Source organism: Daeguia caeni, assembly GCF_042653845.1.
GTDB classification, from domain to species: Bacteria; Pseudomonadota; Alphaproteobacteria; order Rhizobiales; family Rhizobiaceae; genus Brucella; species Brucella caeni.
In genome coordinates this window covers 77,034-92,294 of the sequence record NZ_JBHSEL010000044.1, presented here as the reverse complement: position 1 = coordinate 92,294, position 15,261 = coordinate 77,034, and the positions used below count along the sequence as shown (strand labels likewise).

The window sequence follows — 15,261 nt, the reverse complement described above, 5'->3', positions numbered from 1 at the left end:
TCATTGGCACATGGATTGTACAGCGCAACCCGCTGCGACTATAGAGGCAAAATGCAAAACGCCAAAATCAAATCATCCATTTCTCCTGCCCCCGGCCGCAAGGCGCGCCGGGTTGCCGGCACGCTTTATACCGCCGACGAGATTGCCGAGATTTTCCGCCGCTTTTCGGTGCAGCGCCCGGAGCCGAAGGGCGAGCTTGAACATGTCAATGCCTTTACACTGCTGGTGGCGGTGGTGCTGTCGGCACAGGCAACGGATGCCGGCGTCAACAAGGCAACACGCGGCCTGTTTGCGGTGGCCGACACGCCGCAGAAAATGCTGGCGCTGGGCGAGGAAAAGGTCGGCGAATATATCCGCACCATCGGCCTTTGGCGCAACAAGGCGAAGAATGTCATTCTGCTGTCAGAAGTGCTGATCCGCGACTATGGCGGACAGGTGCCGGACAGCCGCGAGGAATTGATGAAACTGCCGGGTGTTGGGCGCAAGACGGCCAATGTCGTGCTCAATATGGCCTTCGGTCAGCCGACCATGGCGGTCGACACCCATATTCTGCGCATCGGCAATCGCATCGGACTTGCGCCGGGCAAGACGCCGGAAGCGGTCGAGGATATTCTCGTGCGTGTCATCCCGCTGCAATATATGCAGCATGCGCATCACTGGCTGATCCTGCATGGGCGCTATATCTGCAAGGCGCGCAAGCCCGAATGTGCGAAATGCGTCATTGCCGATATCTGCAAATCGCCGGAAAAGACCTGCGATGTGCCAGCCTCGCTGGTTGAACTGCCGCCTCAGGCCTGAGCAGATTCGCGCCGGCAAATCGCCTTGTAGAGATGGATCATCATGGCTGCTGCGAAAAGCGGGGTGAGCAGGTTGAGCAGCGGAACCGCCATGAAACATGCAATCGGCAGGCCGGCCAGAAAGACGGTGACGCCATGTCTTGCCCTGAGCGCCTTGGCATCGGCCTCGCTGCGAAAGCGCATGGCGGCAAATTCAAAGAATTCGCGGCTGAGCAAATAGGCGTTGACCATGAAAAAGGCGATCAGGTTGACGCCGGGTATCAGCAGCATCAAGAGCGCTGCAATATTGCCGAGAATGACGACACACAGAAACTTGAGCGATACGACCATGGAGCGCATCAGCGGAAGGGCCGTGCCGGGGCTGTCATCCGGATAGTCCTCGCGCTCAATGACTTCTGCCACATCGTCCAGAAACAGTCCGGCGACCAATGCCGTGATGGGGGCAATCAGGAGAGCCAGCACGAAGGCAAGACCAAGGCCCGCAATGATGGCCGCAACGATACCAAGCCAGCCAGCCCAGTCGGGCATGCCCGGCAGGATCTGTTCCAGCCACGGCCAGCCAAAGGAGAAAAACATCTGCCTGATGGAAATCCACAGGCCGACGAGCAAAAGCAGCGTCAGGCCGAGCGACTTCCACAAAACGGAGCGGAATTCCGGCGTAAACAGGCGGCTTAGGGCTTTCAACGCTGCATCAAGGATCATTTTGGCTTCGTCCTGGCAATTGACGCTGATGAGATAGGTATGCCGGTTTTCCCCCGCAAGGCATAACTGTTGCCGGGCAGGCTAGCCAAAGGTGTTGCAAATCGCTAAACCGGCACTACATGACAGCGGCATGTTTGCCGCAGGTAACAAGGGGAGCTACCGGACAGCTCATGGCTACGTACGACGTTCTTTGCATTGGCAATGCCATTGTCGATATTCTGGCGCGCACGGATGACGCCTTTCTCGAAGCAAACGGCATCATCAAGGGTGCCATGAATCTGATCGACGCCAGCCGCGCCGAACTGCTCTACAAGCGCATGGGACCTGCCACGGAAATGTCCGGTGGCAGCGCAGGCAATACGGCGGCAGGCATTGCTAGCCTTGGCGGCCGTGCTGCCTATTTCGGCAAGGTGGCGACCGACCATCTTGGCCGTGTTTTCTCGCACGACATTCGCGCGCAGGGCGTTGCCTTTGATACGCGCCCGCTGGAAAAAGGTACGCCAACCGCCCGCTCGATGATTTTCATCACGCCGGATGGCGAGCGCTCGATGAACACCTTCCTCGGTGCCAGCGTCGAATTCGGCCCGGAAGACGTGGAAGCCTCCAAGGTTGCTGATTCGAAAGTGACCTATTTCGAAGGCTATCTGTGGGATCCGCCGCGCGCCAAGGAAGCTATTGTCATGGCATCGAAGATTGCGCATGAAAACGGCCGCAAGGTTGCCATGAGCCTGTCTGATCCCTTCTGTGTCGACCGCTACCGCGATGAGTTCCTGACGCTCATGCGCCAGCGCATGGTTGATATCGTCTTTGCCAATGAAGAAGAGGCAAAGTCGCTGTACGAGACGCAATCGCTTGATACGGTTGTCACGGCACTGCGGCATGAATGCTCGCTTGCCATCATCACCCGTTCGGAAAAGGGCGCCGTGGTCGTTTCAGGCCAACAGACCCATTATGTTCCGGCCATCGAGATTGAAAGGTTGGTGGACAGTACCGGCGCAGGCGATCTGTTTGCCGCCGGCTTCCTCTATGGCTATACGCAGGATCGCTCGCTGGAAGATTGCGCCCGTCTTGGTGCGCTTGCCGCAGGCACGATCGTGCAGCAGATGGGCCCGCGTTCGCAGGTAAGCCTCAAGGACGTGGCAAGGAAAGCAGGCCTCCTCTGACGGGGCAGCAAGGCTGATCCGGGCCATTGGCAGGCTTGGTTGCATCAACGCACGATCCGGTCGCGCAGGAGTTCTTCTGCCGTGCGGCCGGGCCGGCTTTTATAGACCGGTAATGTCCAGCCGAAATAAAGCGCGCCGCCCCGAACGATAAAGGCAAGCAGCCCCGATGTCAGCGCCGTGATGATCGGATTGATGCCGAACCAAGCCAGAATCACATAGAGACAGGCGCCCGCAAAGGCGGCCGTGATATAGATTTCGCGCCGCATCAGCACGGATGGTTCACCTGCCACCATATCGCGCAATATGCCGCCAAGTGTTGCGGTGAATATGCCGGTGACGATTGCCACGGGTGCGCCAAAGCCAAAATCAAGCCCCTTTGCCGCGCCCATTACCGTATAGGCCGCCATGCCGATGGCATCGAGCCACAGAAGCAGGCGGTAGCGCGATTCGACACGGTGCGCGGTGAAATAGACGATGATGGCGGCAAGCGTTCCCGGCAGCAGATAGATCGGTCTCTCGACCCAGAACACCGGTGTACCCAGCAGAAGGTCGCGCATGGTACCGCCGCCAATGCCGGTGATATTGGCCAGGAAAATGAAGCCGATAATATCAAGCTGGCGGCGCGAGGCCGAAAGCGCGCCTGTTGCGGCAAATACAAAAACACCGATGTAATTCAGGAACTCAAAAAGCGTCACGTCGCGGCCTTCCGTGTGAAATGGTGCCGGGGCCAAGCCACAGGTCAGCGGCGGCACGCGCATTTGCTATATGGTGATAGTCGTCAAATTTTGACCGGGATCAAATAAAAAGCGGCGGACAATGCCGCCGCTCTGTTCGCATTCGGTTTGCAACAATATCAGGCGTTGTCTTTGCCGGCCTCGTCATTGGCTGCAGCCTTGGTCTCGCCATTGGCGGCAGCTTTCGGGCCCCCTTTGGAAACGCCAACCAGCGCCGGGCGCAGCACGCGGTCGCCAATGGCATAGCCGGCCTGCACGACCTGAACAACCGTATTGCTTGGCAGATCCGGGTTTGGCACCTCGAACATGGCCTGATGGAAATTCGGGTCGAATTTCTGGCCTTCCGGTTCAAGCTTGGTCACGCCATGGCGTTCCAGCGTCTGCAGCATGGCGCGTTCGGTCATCTCGACGCCTTCGGCCAAAGCCTTCAGATTGGAATCCGTTTCCAGCGCATCGGTCGGAATGGCTTCAATGGCGCGGCGCAGATTGTCGCAAACCGACAGCATGTCGCGCGCGAAATTGGTCACTGCATAGGCGCGTGCATCCTGCACGTCGCGCTGGGTGCGCTTGCGCAGGTTTTCCATGTCGGCGGCAAGGCGGAGAAGCTGATCCTTCAGCTCGGCATTGTCCGCCTCAAGCGCAAGGATGCGGTTTGCGGTTTCATCAGTTTCAGAAACGGCTTCATCTTCAGCGGCTTCGGCCATGGCTTCGGCCTTGCGCGCCTTGAGGAATTCGTCGGCAGCCCGGCTCAGTGCTTCGCGGTCGCGTGGATTGTTGATGTCGCGCTGCTCAAGATCGGACTTTGTGGATTTGTTCTTTTCGTCGGCCATACTTCTCTTCCGTCTCGAATATCGTGTCTTTGACCGGGATATCGAGTGTCAGGTCAATAAAATCAAGGTCTAATTTGTAAACTTGTCAGCTCTGTCATCTAGCGCAGCAGGCGCGAGACGATCTGTGCGGTGTAATCGACCATAGGAATGATGCGCGCATAATTGAGCCTTGTCGGGCCAATCACGCCAAGCGCGCCAATGATGCGCTGTTCGCTGTCGCGATAGGGCGCGACCACCAGCGATGAGCCGGAAAGCGAAAACAGCTTGTTTTCAGAGCCGATGAAAATGCGCACGCCAGAGCCTTCCTCGGCCAGATCAAGCAGCTGGATCATGCCATCCTGCGTTTCGAGATCGTCAAAGAGATGGCGCAGGCGCTCAATATCTTCCTGGGCGCTGACATTTTCCAGAAGATTGGCGCGGCCGCGCACGATCAACCGGGCAGGCTGGTCAGAGCTGGCACCGCTCCACACCGCAAGGCCCTTGGCGACAAGCTCCTGTGAAAGCTGGTCAAGCTCGATGCGGGTCTGTTCATAAAGCTTGCGCAAGGCCGCGCGTGCTTCTGACAGGGTTTGGCCCTGAATATGCGCATTAAGGAAATTCGAGGCCTCGGTAAGCTGCGAGGCGGTGATGCCGGCCGGCAGGTCGATGACGCGATTTTCCACATCGCCATTTTGCATCACCAGAACGGCAAGCGCGCGCGTCGGCTCAAGGCGGACGAATTCAATATGTTTGAGCGCCCCTTCTGTCTTGGTGGCAAGCACAAGACCCGCGCCGCGCGACAGACCCGAAAGCACCTGGCTTGCTTCGGTCAGGAGGCTTTCAACCGAATTGCTGGCGCTTGCGGCGCTGACCTGTGCTTCGATGGAGCTGCGCTCATCCGGTGGCAGGTCGCCGACCTCCAGAAAGGCATCGACGAAAAAGCGCAGGCCAATATGCGTCGGCAGGCGACCGGCAGAAACATGCGGCGCATAGATCAGCCCCAGATGCTCCAGGTCACTCATCACATTGCGGATGGTGGCAGGAGACAGGGATTGGGGCAGCAGGCGAGACAGGTTGCGTGACCCCACCGGTTCGCCGCCGCTCAAATAGCTTTCGACGATCAACCGGAAAATGTCGCGCGACCTCTGATCCAGCGCATTCAGTAATTGATGTTCCGGTTGTTTGATCATGATCCTGTCTTTGGGAACCCACTATTTCCGGCATAAATATAGGCTTGAACCCTTTGTCGTCAAAGGGGGTGGCGCTGTAATTCATGCCGTTTCATGATAACTGGGCATAGTATTGGTCATTGTCCGGCAAAACGCCTTTCTATTTTGTCGTGTTGCGCCTAAAAAGCCGCAACAGGATATTTATAGAGGAAAGATCATGCGTCCATCCAATCGCGCTTTTGACGAAATGCGCCCCGTCTCCTTCGAGTGTGGCGTCTCCAAACATGCGGAAGGTTCGTGCCTCGTCAAGTTTGGCGATACGCATGTGCTGTGCACTGCAAGCCTTGAGGAAAAGGTGCCGGGCTGGATGCGCAATTCCGGCAAGGGCTGGGTGACGGCGGAATATGGCATGCTGCCGCGTTCAACCGGCGAGCGCATGCGCCGCGAGGCTGCCGTCGGCAAACAGGGTGGGCGCACGCAGGAAATCCAGCGTCTGATCGGCCGTTCGCTGCGCGCAGTCGTTGACCTGCAGGCGCTGGGCGAATTCCAGATCACGGTGGACTGCGATGTGCTGCAGGCTGATGGCGGCACGCGCACGGCTTCGATCACCGGCGGCTGGATTGCGCTTTACGATTGCCTGCGCTGGATGGAAATGCGCCAGATGGTCAAGGTCGAGAAGGTGCTGAAGGACCATGTTGCCGCCATTTCCTGCGGCATTTATGAAGGCACGCCGGTGCTTGACCTTGATTATGCCGAAGATTCATCAGCCGAAACCGATGCCAATTTCGTCATGACCGGCAAGGGCGGCATTGTCGAAATTCAGGGCACTGCGGAAGGTGCGCCCTTCTCGGAAGAAGAGTTCAGCGCGCTGATGCGGCTTGCCCGTGGCGGCATTGATCGCCTAGTATCGCTGCAGAAAATGGCTGTCGCCTGACACTGGACGGGCGGCTTTTCGGGGGAACCGGAAATGCAGGCTGCCCGCATTCTTGAAACCGCGCTCTATGTCCGTGATATCGCCGAGGCGGTGCGTTTCTACCGCGAGGTGATCGGACTTGAGCCGGTTGGCAGACAAAACGAGCGCAATGCCTTTTTCCGCTGTGGCGACGGCATATTGCTGCTGTTCAAGGCGGAAGAAAGCCTGAAACCGGCACAGCCCGGCCAATTGCCTGTGCCAACACATGGCGCAACCGGGCCGGGGCATGTCTGTTTTGCAGCAGAGGGCGATGAAATCGATGCGTGGCGCCAGCATCTCAAGCGCCATGGCATTGCCATTGAGGCTGATTTTTCCTGGCCGAATGGCGCGCGCTCGATCTATTTTCGTGATCCATCCGGCAATTCGCTGGAAATCGCCGAACCGGGACTCTGGGGCTGAAAAGGCCTGAAAAGATTATGGGAATGAAAATGACAAGGCTGGAAAAAGGCAAGCTGGTCCTTGCCTCGCACAATGCAGGCAAGCTCAGGGAATTTGACGGGCTGCTTGGCCCCTTCGGCTTCGAGGTGGTCTCCGTTGCAGCACTCGGCCTGCCGGAGCCGGATGAAACCGGCACGACCTTTGAGGAAAACGCCTATATCAAGGCGCTCGCTGCCGCCAAGGCCACTGGCCTGCCAGCATTGTCGGATGATTCCGGTCTTGCTGTTGATGCGCTTGATGGCGAACCCGGCGTCTATACCGCCAACTGGGCGGAAACCGCAGATGGAAAGCGCGATTTCAGCCTGGCCATGCAGAAGGTGGAGGACCTGTTGCAGAAAAAGGGGGCAACCACACCCGACCAACGCAAGGCGCGCTTTATCTCGGTCATCTGCCTCACTTTCCCGGATGGCACGGCCGAATATTTCCGCGGTGAGGTGGAAGGCACGCTGGTCTGGCCACCGCGCGGCACGCTCGGTTTTGGCTATGATCCGGTCTTCCTGCCGGATGGTTATGACCGAACCTTTGGCGAAATGACAGCGGATGAAAAACATGGCTGGAAGCCGGGCGATGCTTCGGCCCTGTCGCATCGCGCCCGCGCCTTCAAGAAATTTGCAGAGGCCGTTTTCGGCGTTCAAGCGGCACAGGCATAATGATGGCGCACATTCCCCAGCCAGATGCGTTGCCCATCGCGCGGACGGATGGGGAAAATGCCTTTGGCGTCTATCTGCACTGGCCGTTTTGTCTGGCCAAATGCCCCTATTGTGATTTCAACAGTCATGTGCGCCATCAGCCGGTGGATCAGAAGCGCTTTGCGGCAGCCTTTGTCCGCGAGATGGAGACTTTGCGCGCGCGCACCGGCCCGCGCACTGTTACCAGCATTTTTCTCGGCGGCGGCACGCCGTCCCTGATGCAGCCGGAAACGGTTGCTGCCCTGCTTGATGGCATTGCCCGTTTCTGGTCGATTGCGCCCGATATTGAGGTCACGCTGGAGGCCAATCCGACCAGTGTTGAGGCCGGGCGTTTCCGCGGTTATCGCGCTGCGGGCGTCAATCGTGTTTCGCTGGGCATTCAGGCGCTCAATGATCCGGATCTGCGCCGTCTTGGCCGCATGCACTCGGTCGATGAGGCCAAGGCTGCCATCCGGCTGGCGCGCGCGATTTTTCCGCGCCTTTCCTTTGATCTGATTTATGCCCGTCCCGAGCAGTCCATCACGGCTTGGCGTGAGGAGCTGAAGGAAGCCATTGATCTGGCGGCCGATCATCTGTCGCTCTATCAGCTGACCATTGAAGAGGGCACGCCGTTTTATAATCTCTGGAAGGCAGGCAAACTCACCACGCCTGATCCCGATCATGCCGCAGCCCTTTATGAAGAAACGCAAGTTGTGACGGCAGAACGCGGGCTTCCTGCCTATGAGATTTCCAATCACGCCGTGCCGGGACGGGAATCGCAGCACAATCTCGTCTATTGGCGCTATGGCCAATATGTCGGCATTGGCCCCGGCGCGCATGGACGCTTTGTCGAAAACGGCACGCGCACCGTCACCATCACCGAAAAACATCCGGAAACATGGGCGAAGCGCGTTGAACGCGCCGGCCATGGCATTGTTGAGGAGGAACGCCTCAATGGTGAGCAGGAGGGCGATGAATTCCTGATGATGGGACTTCGCCTGCGTGAAGGAGTCGATCTTGACCGTTACCGGCGGCTCACCGGTCATGACCTTGATGAAAGGCGGCTTGCAAGACTGGTCGCTCAGGGCATGATCGAGCCTGTGAGCGGCAATATCATCCGTGCGACGCCGGATGGCGCGCTGGTTCTCAATACACTTGTGGCCGAACTGGTCGCCTGAGGGAAAGATGAGCGAAGGATCAAACGAAGAACGGCGTGATTATGTGATTGGCGGCATGACCATGCGCGCCCGTCCGCTGGAGCCTGCGCTCTATATTGTCTCGACACCAATCGGCAATCTGGGCGACATGACGCTGCGCGGCATAGAAACATTGGCAAGCGCCGACATCATCGCCTGTGAGGATACACGCGTCACCCGTGTGCTGCTTGATCGCTATGGCATTCAGCGTCGCCCGATGAGCTATCATGAACATAATGCGGCGGAAGCTGGCGAAAAGCTGATTGCGGCTCTTGCTTCTGGCAAAAGCGTTGCGCTGGTCTCTGATGCCGGTACGCCGCTGGTGTCCGATCCCGGCTTCCGGCTGGTTGGAGAGGCGCGGCAAGCGGGTATTCGTGTCGTGCCCGTGCCAGGGGCTTCTGCCGTTCTTGCTGCCCTTGCCGCATCGGGTCTTCCGACCGATCAGTTCATGTTCTGCGGCTTTCTGCCGTCCAGACACGGGCAGCGCATCTCAAGGCTTGAAAGCCTGAAGGCCATTGATGCGACTCTGGTTTTCTATGAATCGCCCAACCGCGCTGCGGCCAGCCTTGCCGATATGGTGGATGTCTTCGGGGCGGATCGGCAGGCAGCCCTTTGCCGCGAACTGACCAAGGCTTATGAAACCATCGTCACCCTGCCGCTGGGCGAACTGGCGCAGGAATTTGACGGCGAAGACCGTATCCGTGGCGAAGTCGTGCTTCTGGTCGGTCCGCCAACGGATGAGGTGGCACCGCAAAGCGAGGCCGATATTGACAGGTTGCTCCTGTCACTTGCCGCGGAATTGCCGCCATCCAAAGCGGCAGGCGAGGCAGCGCGCATGACCGGCGGACAGAAATCGGTTCTCTATCAGCGCCTGATGCAGTTGAAGGCGGAGCGCGGATGAGCAAAACCCGCGGAAAAAAGCAGGCTGCTTTCTTTCGTGGACTGAATGCCGAACGCATTGCCGCATGGCTTCTTGTTCTCAAGGGTTTTTCGCATTGTCGCGCGACGCTATCGCACCCGGCTTGGCGAAATTGATCTGATTGCCCGACGCGGCGATCTGGTGCTGATCGTGGAAGTGAAGGCGCGCGCGAGCCTTGAAGCCGCCCATCAGGCCGTCACGCCACAGGCCATGCGGCGTATCGAGGCAGCGGCTGATCTGTGGTTGGCAAAGCAGCCCGATCATGCCCGTCTTTCACTACGTTTTGACCTGATTGCGGTTTTGCCGCGCCGCCTGCCAAAACATGTGGCGGGCTTTTTTACGGTAGGAAATCATAGCGGGTGAAAAGTATAACTACACAAAAATTGTAGGATATAAAATCCGCCTTTTGCGGAATTAAAATTCTGTATTGGTCATTTTCTGGAAAAACTTATGCGCATCACAATAAGGCGGCGCAAGCCCGTTTCTTATAATCAGTCTAATCTCACGGGATAATAAGCCATCTTTGAAAGGATGGTTCCGTGTCGTCATCGAATGCGTCACTTCTGGCTGATTTTCCTGTCTTCTTCCGCGTGCGGGGGGAGGTTGTCGTCATTGTTGGCGGCGGCGAAGAGGCCCTGAACAAGGCGCGCCTTGTGGCGCAAACAGAAGCACGCTTGCGCATTGTGGCAGAAACGGTTGAGCCATCGCTGGCAGAGTTCATCGCAAGCCAGGGGATTGAGCATATTGCCGCGCCTCTGGCAGAAAAATATCTTGCCGGGGCCAAACTTGTTTTCGTGGCTACTGGCAATGAGGAACAAGACCGTGCTGCGGCTGAAATGGCAAGGGCGCTGAAAATTCCGGTCAATGTCGTTGATCGTCCTGTCCTTTGCGATTTTCTGACGCCTGCCATTGTTAACCGTGCCCCGGTGGCCATCGCCATTGGTTCTGAAGGCACGGCACCTGTTCTGGCGCAGATGTTGCGTGCCCGCATTGATGCGGCCTTTTCGCCGCATCTCGGGGAACTCGCACGCTTTGCCGATCGTTTTCGGCCGCTGGTTGAACGGCTGGTGCCAAAAGGTCTGGCGCGGCGCAGTTTCTGGCGCCATTTTTTCAATGGGCCGGTCGCACGCGCAATTGAAAATGGCGACCATGAACAGGCGGCTGCCGCAGCCGCAATGCTGATTGAAAAGCCGCAGGATCAGGGACAGGGTCATGTCTGGCTGGTTGGTGCCGGGCCGGGCGCGGAAGACCTTTTGACTCTGCGGGCGCAGCGCGTGCTGATGCAGGCGGATGTGATTGTCCATGACGCATTGGTGCCGGAAACAATCGTCGCCATGGGCCGGCGCGATGCCGAGCGCATTGCAGTTGGCAAGCGCAAGGGTTGCCACTCAAGAAGCCAGAGCGAAATCAACCGCCTCCTGATCAGGCTTGGCCGGGAAGGCAAGCGTGTCGTGCGGCTGAAATCGGGCGATCCGCTGGTCTATGGTCGTGCAGGCGAGGAAATGGCGGCATTGCGCGCTGCCAATATCGGTTTTGAGATCGTGCCCGGCATTACATCGGCCTTTGCGGCGGCGGCGGATATGGAATTGCCGCTGACACTGCGCGGTGTGTCTGCCTCGCTCGTCTTTACCACCGGACATGACATGTATGGCGATGTTTTGCCGGACTGGGCGAAGCTTGCCATCTCTGGCGCCACCATTGCGGTCTATATGGGCGCTTCGGTTGCCGCATCGGTGGCAGCACGGCTGATCGCCACCGGCCTGCATGAGGATACCGCCGTTGCCGTGGTGGAAAATGCCAGCCGCAAGGACAAGCGTCTGTTTCACGGAACGCTGAAAGATTTGCCCGCGCTGGAAAGCATGGCGCTTTCCGGCCCGGTCATGGTGATCATTGGCGATGCCGTTGCCGGAAGCGCGATTGACAGGGCAGAGGCGCTGGCGCGTCAGCCTGTCTCGGTTCCGGCCACGCTCGCATCCTGAATTCTGGAGTTGTGACATGATCGTAAAGGTTCTCACCGCAAACCGCCTGATTGATGGGCAGGCTGTCTGGCTTGGCGCTGATGGCAAATGGCTGGAAACCATTGAGGGTGCGCTGGTTGCGCGCCATGCCGAGGCCGTGGCCGCGCTGGAAGAGGCGGGCAAAAGGGCAGCGCGCGACAATCTGGTGGTCGATGTGAATGTAATTGATGTCGAGGAGCGTGCGGAGGGGCTTTACCCGATCCGCCTGCGCGAGCGCATTCGCCTGTCGGGCCCGACCATCGTGACCTTCGGTGATCATCAGGCGCTGAAAAAAGCCTCTTGACCGCTGATTCCATACCGGATTTGCCCCATACTGGATTTTGCTTATGTATCGTTATGATGAATTCGACCGTGATTTTGTTGCGGCTCGCGTTGAACAGTTCAAGGATCAGGTTGCGCGGCGCTTGTCTGGCGAGCTGACAGAGGAGCAGTTCCGCCCGCTGCGTCTGATGAACGGTCTTTATCTGCAACTGCACGCCTATATGCTGCGCGTGGCAATTCCCTATGGGACGCTGTCCGGCCGACAGATGCGCAAGCTTGCCCATATTGCCCGTACCTATGACCGCAATTTCGGCCATTTCACCACGCGCCAGAACATCCAGTTCAACTGGCCGGCGCTGAAGGATGTACCGCGCATTCTGGAAGAACTGGCGGAAGTCGAAATGCATGCCATCCAGACGTCTGGCAATTGCATTCGCAATGTCACGGCAGACCATTTTGCCGGTGCCGCGGCCGATGAGGTTGCCGATCCGCGCCCCTATGCTGAAATCCTGCGCCAATGGTCGTCGCTCCATCCGGAATTTTCCTATCTGCCGCGCAAGTTCAAGATCGCCATTATCGGTGCTGAACATGACCGCGCGGCCATCCAGGTGCATGACATCGGCCTGCAGCTGAAAAGGAATGAGGCAGGCGCGCTGGGGCTTGCGGTCTATATTGGCGGCGGTCAGGGTCGCACGCCGATGGTAGCGAAGAAAATCCGCGATTTCCTGCCGGTCGAGGAGATGCTCACCTATGTGACGGCCATTGTCCGCGTCTATAATCTCTATGGACGGCGCGACAACAAATACAAGGCGCGCATCAAGATCCTCGTGCACGAGACGGGTGTTGATCAACTCGTCAGGGAAATCGATGCCGAATGGGAACAGATCCGCAATGGCGAATTGACACTGCCGCAGCGCGATATCGAAGCGATTGAAAACTATTTCCGCCTGCCGGATCTGCCGGAACGGGCCGAAGGCTGGGGCATTCTGGCCATGGCAGAAAGGACGGATCCCGATTTTGCCGGCTGGGTAAGACGCAACGTGACGGCGCACAGGAATCCGGATTATGCCATCGTCACGATTTCGCTGAAGCCGATTGGCGGCATTCCGGGTGATGCAAGCTCTGAGCAGATGGATCTGGTGGCTGATCTTGCCGAAGCCTATTCCTTTGATGAAATCCGCGTCAGCCATGAGCAGAATCTCGTTTTGCCGCATGTCGCCAAGGCTGATCTGCCAGCCGTCTATGTGCGGCTGAAAACGGTTGGTCTGGTGACGGCCAATGCCGGTCTCATCACCGACATCATTGCCTGCCCCGGTCTTGATTATTGCGCACTGGCCAATGCGCGTTCCATTCCTGTGGCACAGCGCATTTCCGAACGCTTTGGCGACCAGCAGCGTCAGACGGAAATCGGTGATCTCAAGATAAAAATCTCCGGCTGCATCAATGCCTGCGGCCATCACCATGTCGCCCATATTGGCATTCTCGGCGTCGAAAAGAAGGGCGATGAGCTTTACCAGATCACGCTGGGCGGCTCGGCCGATGAACATGCCGCCATTGGCGAAATCACCGGGCGCGGCTTTTCTTCGGAAGAAGTGGTCGATGCGATCGAGACCATCGTCAATACCTATCTGGGCTTGCGCCAGTCACCGGAAGAAACCTTCCTTGCCGTTTATCGTCGTGTTGGCATGGAGCCGTTCAGGCAGGCACTTTATGGCGAGGTCTCCCGTGCAGCCTGATCCCGGCCCAGAGAATGGTCTTCCTGACGATGAGACAAGGATGCAAGCCTTGGCGCGGCTTTATGAGGCAAGCCATGGCGCGTCCACGCCACAGGAAATCATTGCGCAGGCCGTTCAGGAGCTATTTGCCGGGCGCATTGCCGTTGTCTCGTCCTTTGGTGCGGAATCTGCGGTGCTTTTGCACATGATTGCCGCGGTCGATCCGGCAACGCCTGTTCTCTTTCTTGATACGGGCAGGCATTTTCGCGCAACGCTCGAATATCGCAAGACGCTGGCTGAACGGCTGGGGCTGCAAAATGTTCAGGACATTCTACCGCTCGGTGAAATGTTGAAAAAAGAAGACCCCTTTGGCGCCTTGTCGATGATCGACAAGGATCGCTGCTGCTTCATCCGCAAGGTTGAGCCGATGGCGCGTGCGGTTGCCCCCTTTGCGGCATGGATGACGGGACGCAAACAGTTTCAGGCGGCAACACGCGCCACACTTGCGGTGTTTGAAGCCGTCGGTCCGCGCATGCGCATCAACCCGCTGGCGCGCTGGCAGGCAGCCGATCTGAAAGCCTATGCCGAACAACACGACCTGCCAGTTCATCCGCTGACGGCGGAAGGCTATCGCTCCATCGGCTGCATGCCCTGCACAAGGCCGGTCTATGAGGGTGAAGATCAACGCGCCGGCCGCTGGGCCGGCTCGGAAAAGACAGAATGCGGCATCCATCTTTCCGGACTGACCGATCGTTTGAAGAATTTGGGAGCATCAGACCAGACATGACCGACACAACCGAAACAAAACTCTGGTCCGGGGACGGCTTTCGCACGGATGACTATATTTTTGCTGATGATCTGGAACAGGCAGGTGATGCGCCTGCGGTGATCCTTCCCCTTGCCGTCTGGCTTGGCCTTGATGAAGGGCGTCGCCGCACCTCGAACCGCCGCATCGGGGTCAGTGTCGCGCCCGCCGAAAAGATCGAACCGCTGCTTGACCGTCTGGATGAGCTACCCTTGATCGCGCTGCATTTTCCGGCTTTCAATGATGGGCGTTCCTATTCCAAGGCGGAAATTCTGCGTCGTTCCGGTTTTCGCGGCGAATTGCGCGCCTATGGCGATGTGCTGATTGATCAGGCGGCATTCATGCTGCGCACCGGCTTTGATACGCTGCAGGTGTCCAATCCGGTGGCGCTTGCCCGGCTGGAACAGCGCCGTCTGGTTGACACACCCGCTTATTATCAGCCGGGGCATGGCTCTGTTAAGGCAGAGGGCGGCTTTGCCTGGCGACGTGTGAAAGCTGTCTGAATTTTTGCGTTGCTGATTTTCCTGTTTGTCTCCGGGGTTTGATGCGCTAGATACGGCTCACCAAATTTCGGAGACTAGGCGTGATCAGGCATATTGTTTTCTTCAGCGTCAAGGAAGGGCAGGATATCGAGACGGTTCGTCAGGGGCTGTTGCAGCTTGGCACGATCCCGTATTCGGATGTGTTTGAGGTTCTGCCGAACATGCAGGTCGATCCGATGTGCGACAAGATTGACCTGGTTGTTTATGCCGAATTCAAGGATGAAGAGGCTTTCTACGCCTACAAGAATCATCCGACCTATGATGCGACGACACAGCTTGTGCGTCCGATGCGGGAATTGCGCTTCTCTGCCGATATCAAGACCGAAAACGGCTGACCGTTTCTTTGCGAATG

The 15,261-nt window shown here is 58.0% G+C and carries 17 protein-coding genes and 1 pseudogene; 14 read left to right on the top strand and 4 right to left on the bottom strand.

Going from position 1 to position 15,261, the window contains the following annotated elements; genetic code table 11:
* Positions 1-51: 51 nt before the first annotated feature.
* Positions 52-798, top strand: a complete 747-nt coding sequence (nth, locus tag ACFO1V_RS05500; RefSeq protein WP_374830122.1) for an endonuclease III — start codon at positions 52-54, stop codon at positions 796-798.
* On the opposite strand, the gene ACFO1V_RS05495 is transcribed toward nth, so the two are convergent.
* The gene (locus ACFO1V_RS05495) at positions 789-1,499 is read right to left on the bottom strand and encodes a sulfate transporter family protein (RefSeq protein ID WP_374830124.1); all 711 of its coding nucleotides are present in this window, start codon (positions 1,497-1,499) and stop codon (positions 789-791) included. The two genes, nth and ACFO1V_RS05495, sit on opposite strands and share 10 nt — an antisense overlap.
* A 170-nt stretch (positions 1,500-1,669) precedes the next feature.
* Here ACFO1V_RS05495 and ACFO1V_RS05490 point away from each other — a divergent pair, with 170 nt between their 5' ends.
* Entirely contained in the window at positions 1,670-2,662 is a 993-nt protein-coding gene (locus ACFO1V_RS05490; protein ID WP_374830126.1) for an adenosine kinase, read from the top strand.
* Between the two features lie 44 nt (positions 2,663-2,706).
* On the opposite strand, the gene ACFO1V_RS05485 is transcribed toward ACFO1V_RS05490, so the two are convergent.
* The 3 genes from ACFO1V_RS05485 to hrcA form a co-directional block, all read right to left on the bottom strand.
* Positions 2,707-3,357, bottom strand: coding sequence for a trimeric intracellular cation channel family protein (locus ACFO1V_RS05485; RefSeq protein WP_374830128.1), 651 nt, complete (start codon positions 3,355-3,357; stop codon positions 2,707-2,709).
* 158 nt (positions 3,358-3,515) lie between these two features.
* Positions 3,516-4,226, bottom strand: a complete 711-nt coding sequence (grpE, locus tag ACFO1V_RS05480; protein WP_374830130.1) for a nucleotide exchange factor GrpE — start codon at positions 4,224-4,226, stop codon at positions 3,516-3,518.
* 98 nt (positions 4,227-4,324) lie between these two features.
* Complete coding sequence (gene hrcA, locus ACFO1V_RS05475) at positions 4,325-5,395, bottom strand: heat-inducible transcriptional repressor HrcA (RefSeq protein ID WP_374830132.1); 1,071 nt, start codon at positions 5,393-5,395, stop codon at positions 4,325-4,327.
* 196 nt (positions 5,396-5,591) lie between these two features.
* On the opposite strand from hrcA, the gene rph reads away from it, so the two are divergent.
* From rph to ACFO1V_RS05415, 12 genes and pseudogenes are all read left to right on the top strand, one after another.
* Positions 5,592-6,308, top strand: a complete 717-nt coding sequence (rph, locus tag ACFO1V_RS05470) for a ribonuclease PH (RefSeq protein ID WP_374830134.1) — start codon at positions 5,592-5,594, stop codon at positions 6,306-6,308.
* A gap of 33 nt (positions 6,309-6,341) precedes the next feature.
* Positions 6,342-6,746 carry a VOC family protein gene (locus ACFO1V_RS05465; RefSeq protein ID WP_374830136.1) on the top strand — a complete coding sequence of 135 codons (405 nt, stop codon included), beginning with the start codon at positions 6,342-6,344 and terminating at the stop codon, positions 6,744-6,746.
* A gap of 29 nt (positions 6,747-6,775) precedes the next feature.
* A complete protein-coding gene (gene rdgB / locus ACFO1V_RS05460) occupies positions 6,776-7,435 on the top strand; it encodes an RdgB/HAM1 family non-canonical purine NTP pyrophosphatase (protein WP_374830138.1) in 660 nt (219 codons plus the stop codon).
* Positions 7,436-7,437: 2 nt separating this feature from the next.
* Positions 7,438-8,631 carry a radical SAM family heme chaperone HemW gene (gene hemW, locus ACFO1V_RS05455; protein WP_374830140.1) on the top strand — a complete coding sequence of 398 codons (1,194 nt, stop codon included), beginning with the start codon at positions 7,438-7,440 and terminating at the stop codon, positions 8,629-8,631.
* Between the two features lie 7 nt (positions 8,632-8,638).
* Positions 8,639-9,550, top strand: coding sequence for a 16S rRNA (cytidine(1402)-2'-O)-methyltransferase (gene rsmI, locus ACFO1V_RS05450; RefSeq protein WP_374830142.1), 912 nt, complete (start codon positions 8,639-8,641; stop codon positions 9,548-9,550).
* Positions 9,547-9,931: pseudogene (locus ACFO1V_RS05445) on the top strand (YraN family protein). Before rsmI ends, ACFO1V_RS05445 begins: the two are co-directional and overlap by 4 nt.
* Before the next feature lie 176 nt (positions 9,932-10,107).
* Positions 10,108-11,547: a siroheme synthase CysG gene (cysG, locus tag ACFO1V_RS05440; RefSeq protein WP_374830144.1), complete on the top strand. Its 1,440-nt coding sequence runs from the start codon at positions 10,108-10,110 to the stop codon at positions 11,545-11,547.
* A 16-nt stretch (positions 11,548-11,563) separates the two neighbouring features.
* Entirely contained in the window at positions 11,564-11,869 is a 306-nt protein-coding gene (locus ACFO1V_RS05435; protein WP_374830146.1) for a DUF2849 domain-containing protein, read from the top strand.
* Positions 11,870-11,912: 43 nt separating this feature from the next.
* Positions 11,913-13,583, top strand: a complete 1,671-nt coding sequence (locus tag ACFO1V_RS05430) for a nitrite/sulfite reductase (protein WP_374830148.1) — start codon at positions 11,913-11,915, stop codon at positions 13,581-13,583.
* Positions 13,584-13,623: 40 nt separating this feature from the next.
* Positions 13,624-14,349, top strand: a complete 726-nt coding sequence (locus ACFO1V_RS05425; protein ID WP_374830150.1) for a phosphoadenylyl-sulfate reductase — start codon at positions 13,624-13,626, stop codon at positions 14,347-14,349.
* Positions 14,346-14,870: a DUF934 domain-containing protein gene (locus ACFO1V_RS05420; protein WP_374830152.1), complete on the top strand. Its 525-nt coding sequence runs from the start codon at positions 14,346-14,348 to the stop codon at positions 14,868-14,870. The genes ACFO1V_RS05425 and ACFO1V_RS05420 overlap by 4 nt, the downstream gene beginning before the upstream one ends.
* Before the next feature lie 80 nt (positions 14,871-14,950).
* Complete coding sequence (locus ACFO1V_RS05415; protein ID WP_374830154.1) at positions 14,951-15,244, top strand: Dabb family protein; 294 nt, start codon at positions 14,951-14,953, stop codon at positions 15,242-15,244.
* Positions 15,245-15,261: the final 17 nt, after the last annotated feature.

Bases quoted from the DNA above. Each gene is read 5' to 3' on its own strand.
- nth (WP_374830122.1), top strand. From the start codon at position 52: ATGCAAAACGCCAAAATCAAATCATCCATTTCTCCTGCCCCCGGCCGC.
- ACFO1V_RS05495 (WP_374830124.1), bottom strand. From the start codon at position 1,499: ATGATCCTTGATGCAGCGTTGAAAGCCCTAAGCCGCCTGTTTACGCCG.
- ACFO1V_RS05490 (WP_374830126.1), top strand. From the start codon at position 1,670: ATGGCTACGTACGACGTTCTTTGCATTGGCAATGCCATTGTCGATATT.
- grpE (WP_374830130.1), bottom strand. From the start codon at position 4,226: ATGGCCGACGAAAAGAACAAATCCACAAAGTCCGATCTTGAGCAGCGC.
- hrcA (WP_374830132.1), bottom strand. From the start codon at position 5,395: ATGATCAAACAACCGGAACATCAATTACTGAATGCGCTGGATCAGAGG.
- rph (WP_374830134.1), top strand. From the start codon at position 5,592: ATGCGTCCATCCAATCGCGCTTTTGACGAAATGCGCCCCGTCTCCTTC.
- ACFO1V_RS05465 (WP_374830136.1), top strand. From the start codon at position 6,342: ATGCAGGCTGCCCGCATTCTTGAAACCGCGCTCTATGTCCGTGATATC.
- rdgB (WP_374830138.1), top strand. From the start codon at position 6,776: ATGACAAGGCTGGAAAAAGGCAAGCTGGTCCTTGCCTCGCACAATGCA.
- hemW (WP_374830140.1), top strand. From the start codon at position 7,438: ATGGCGCACATTCCCCAGCCAGATGCGTTGCCCATCGCGCGGACGGAT.
- rsmI (WP_374830142.1), top strand. From the start codon at position 8,639: ATGAGCGAAGGATCAAACGAAGAACGGCGTGATTATGTGATTGGCGGC.
- ACFO1V_RS05435 (WP_374830146.1), top strand. From the start codon at position 11,564: ATGATCGTAAAGGTTCTCACCGCAAACCGCCTGATTGATGGGCAGGCT.
- ACFO1V_RS05430 (WP_374830148.1), top strand. From the start codon at position 11,913: ATGTATCGTTATGATGAATTCGACCGTGATTTTGTTGCGGCTCGCGTT.
- ACFO1V_RS05425 (WP_374830150.1), top strand. From the start codon at position 13,624: ATGCAAGCCTTGGCGCGGCTTTATGAGGCAAGCCATGGCGCGTCCACG.
- ACFO1V_RS05420 (WP_374830152.1), top strand. From the start codon at position 14,346: ATGACCGACACAACCGAAACAAAACTCTGGTCCGGGGACGGCTTTCGC.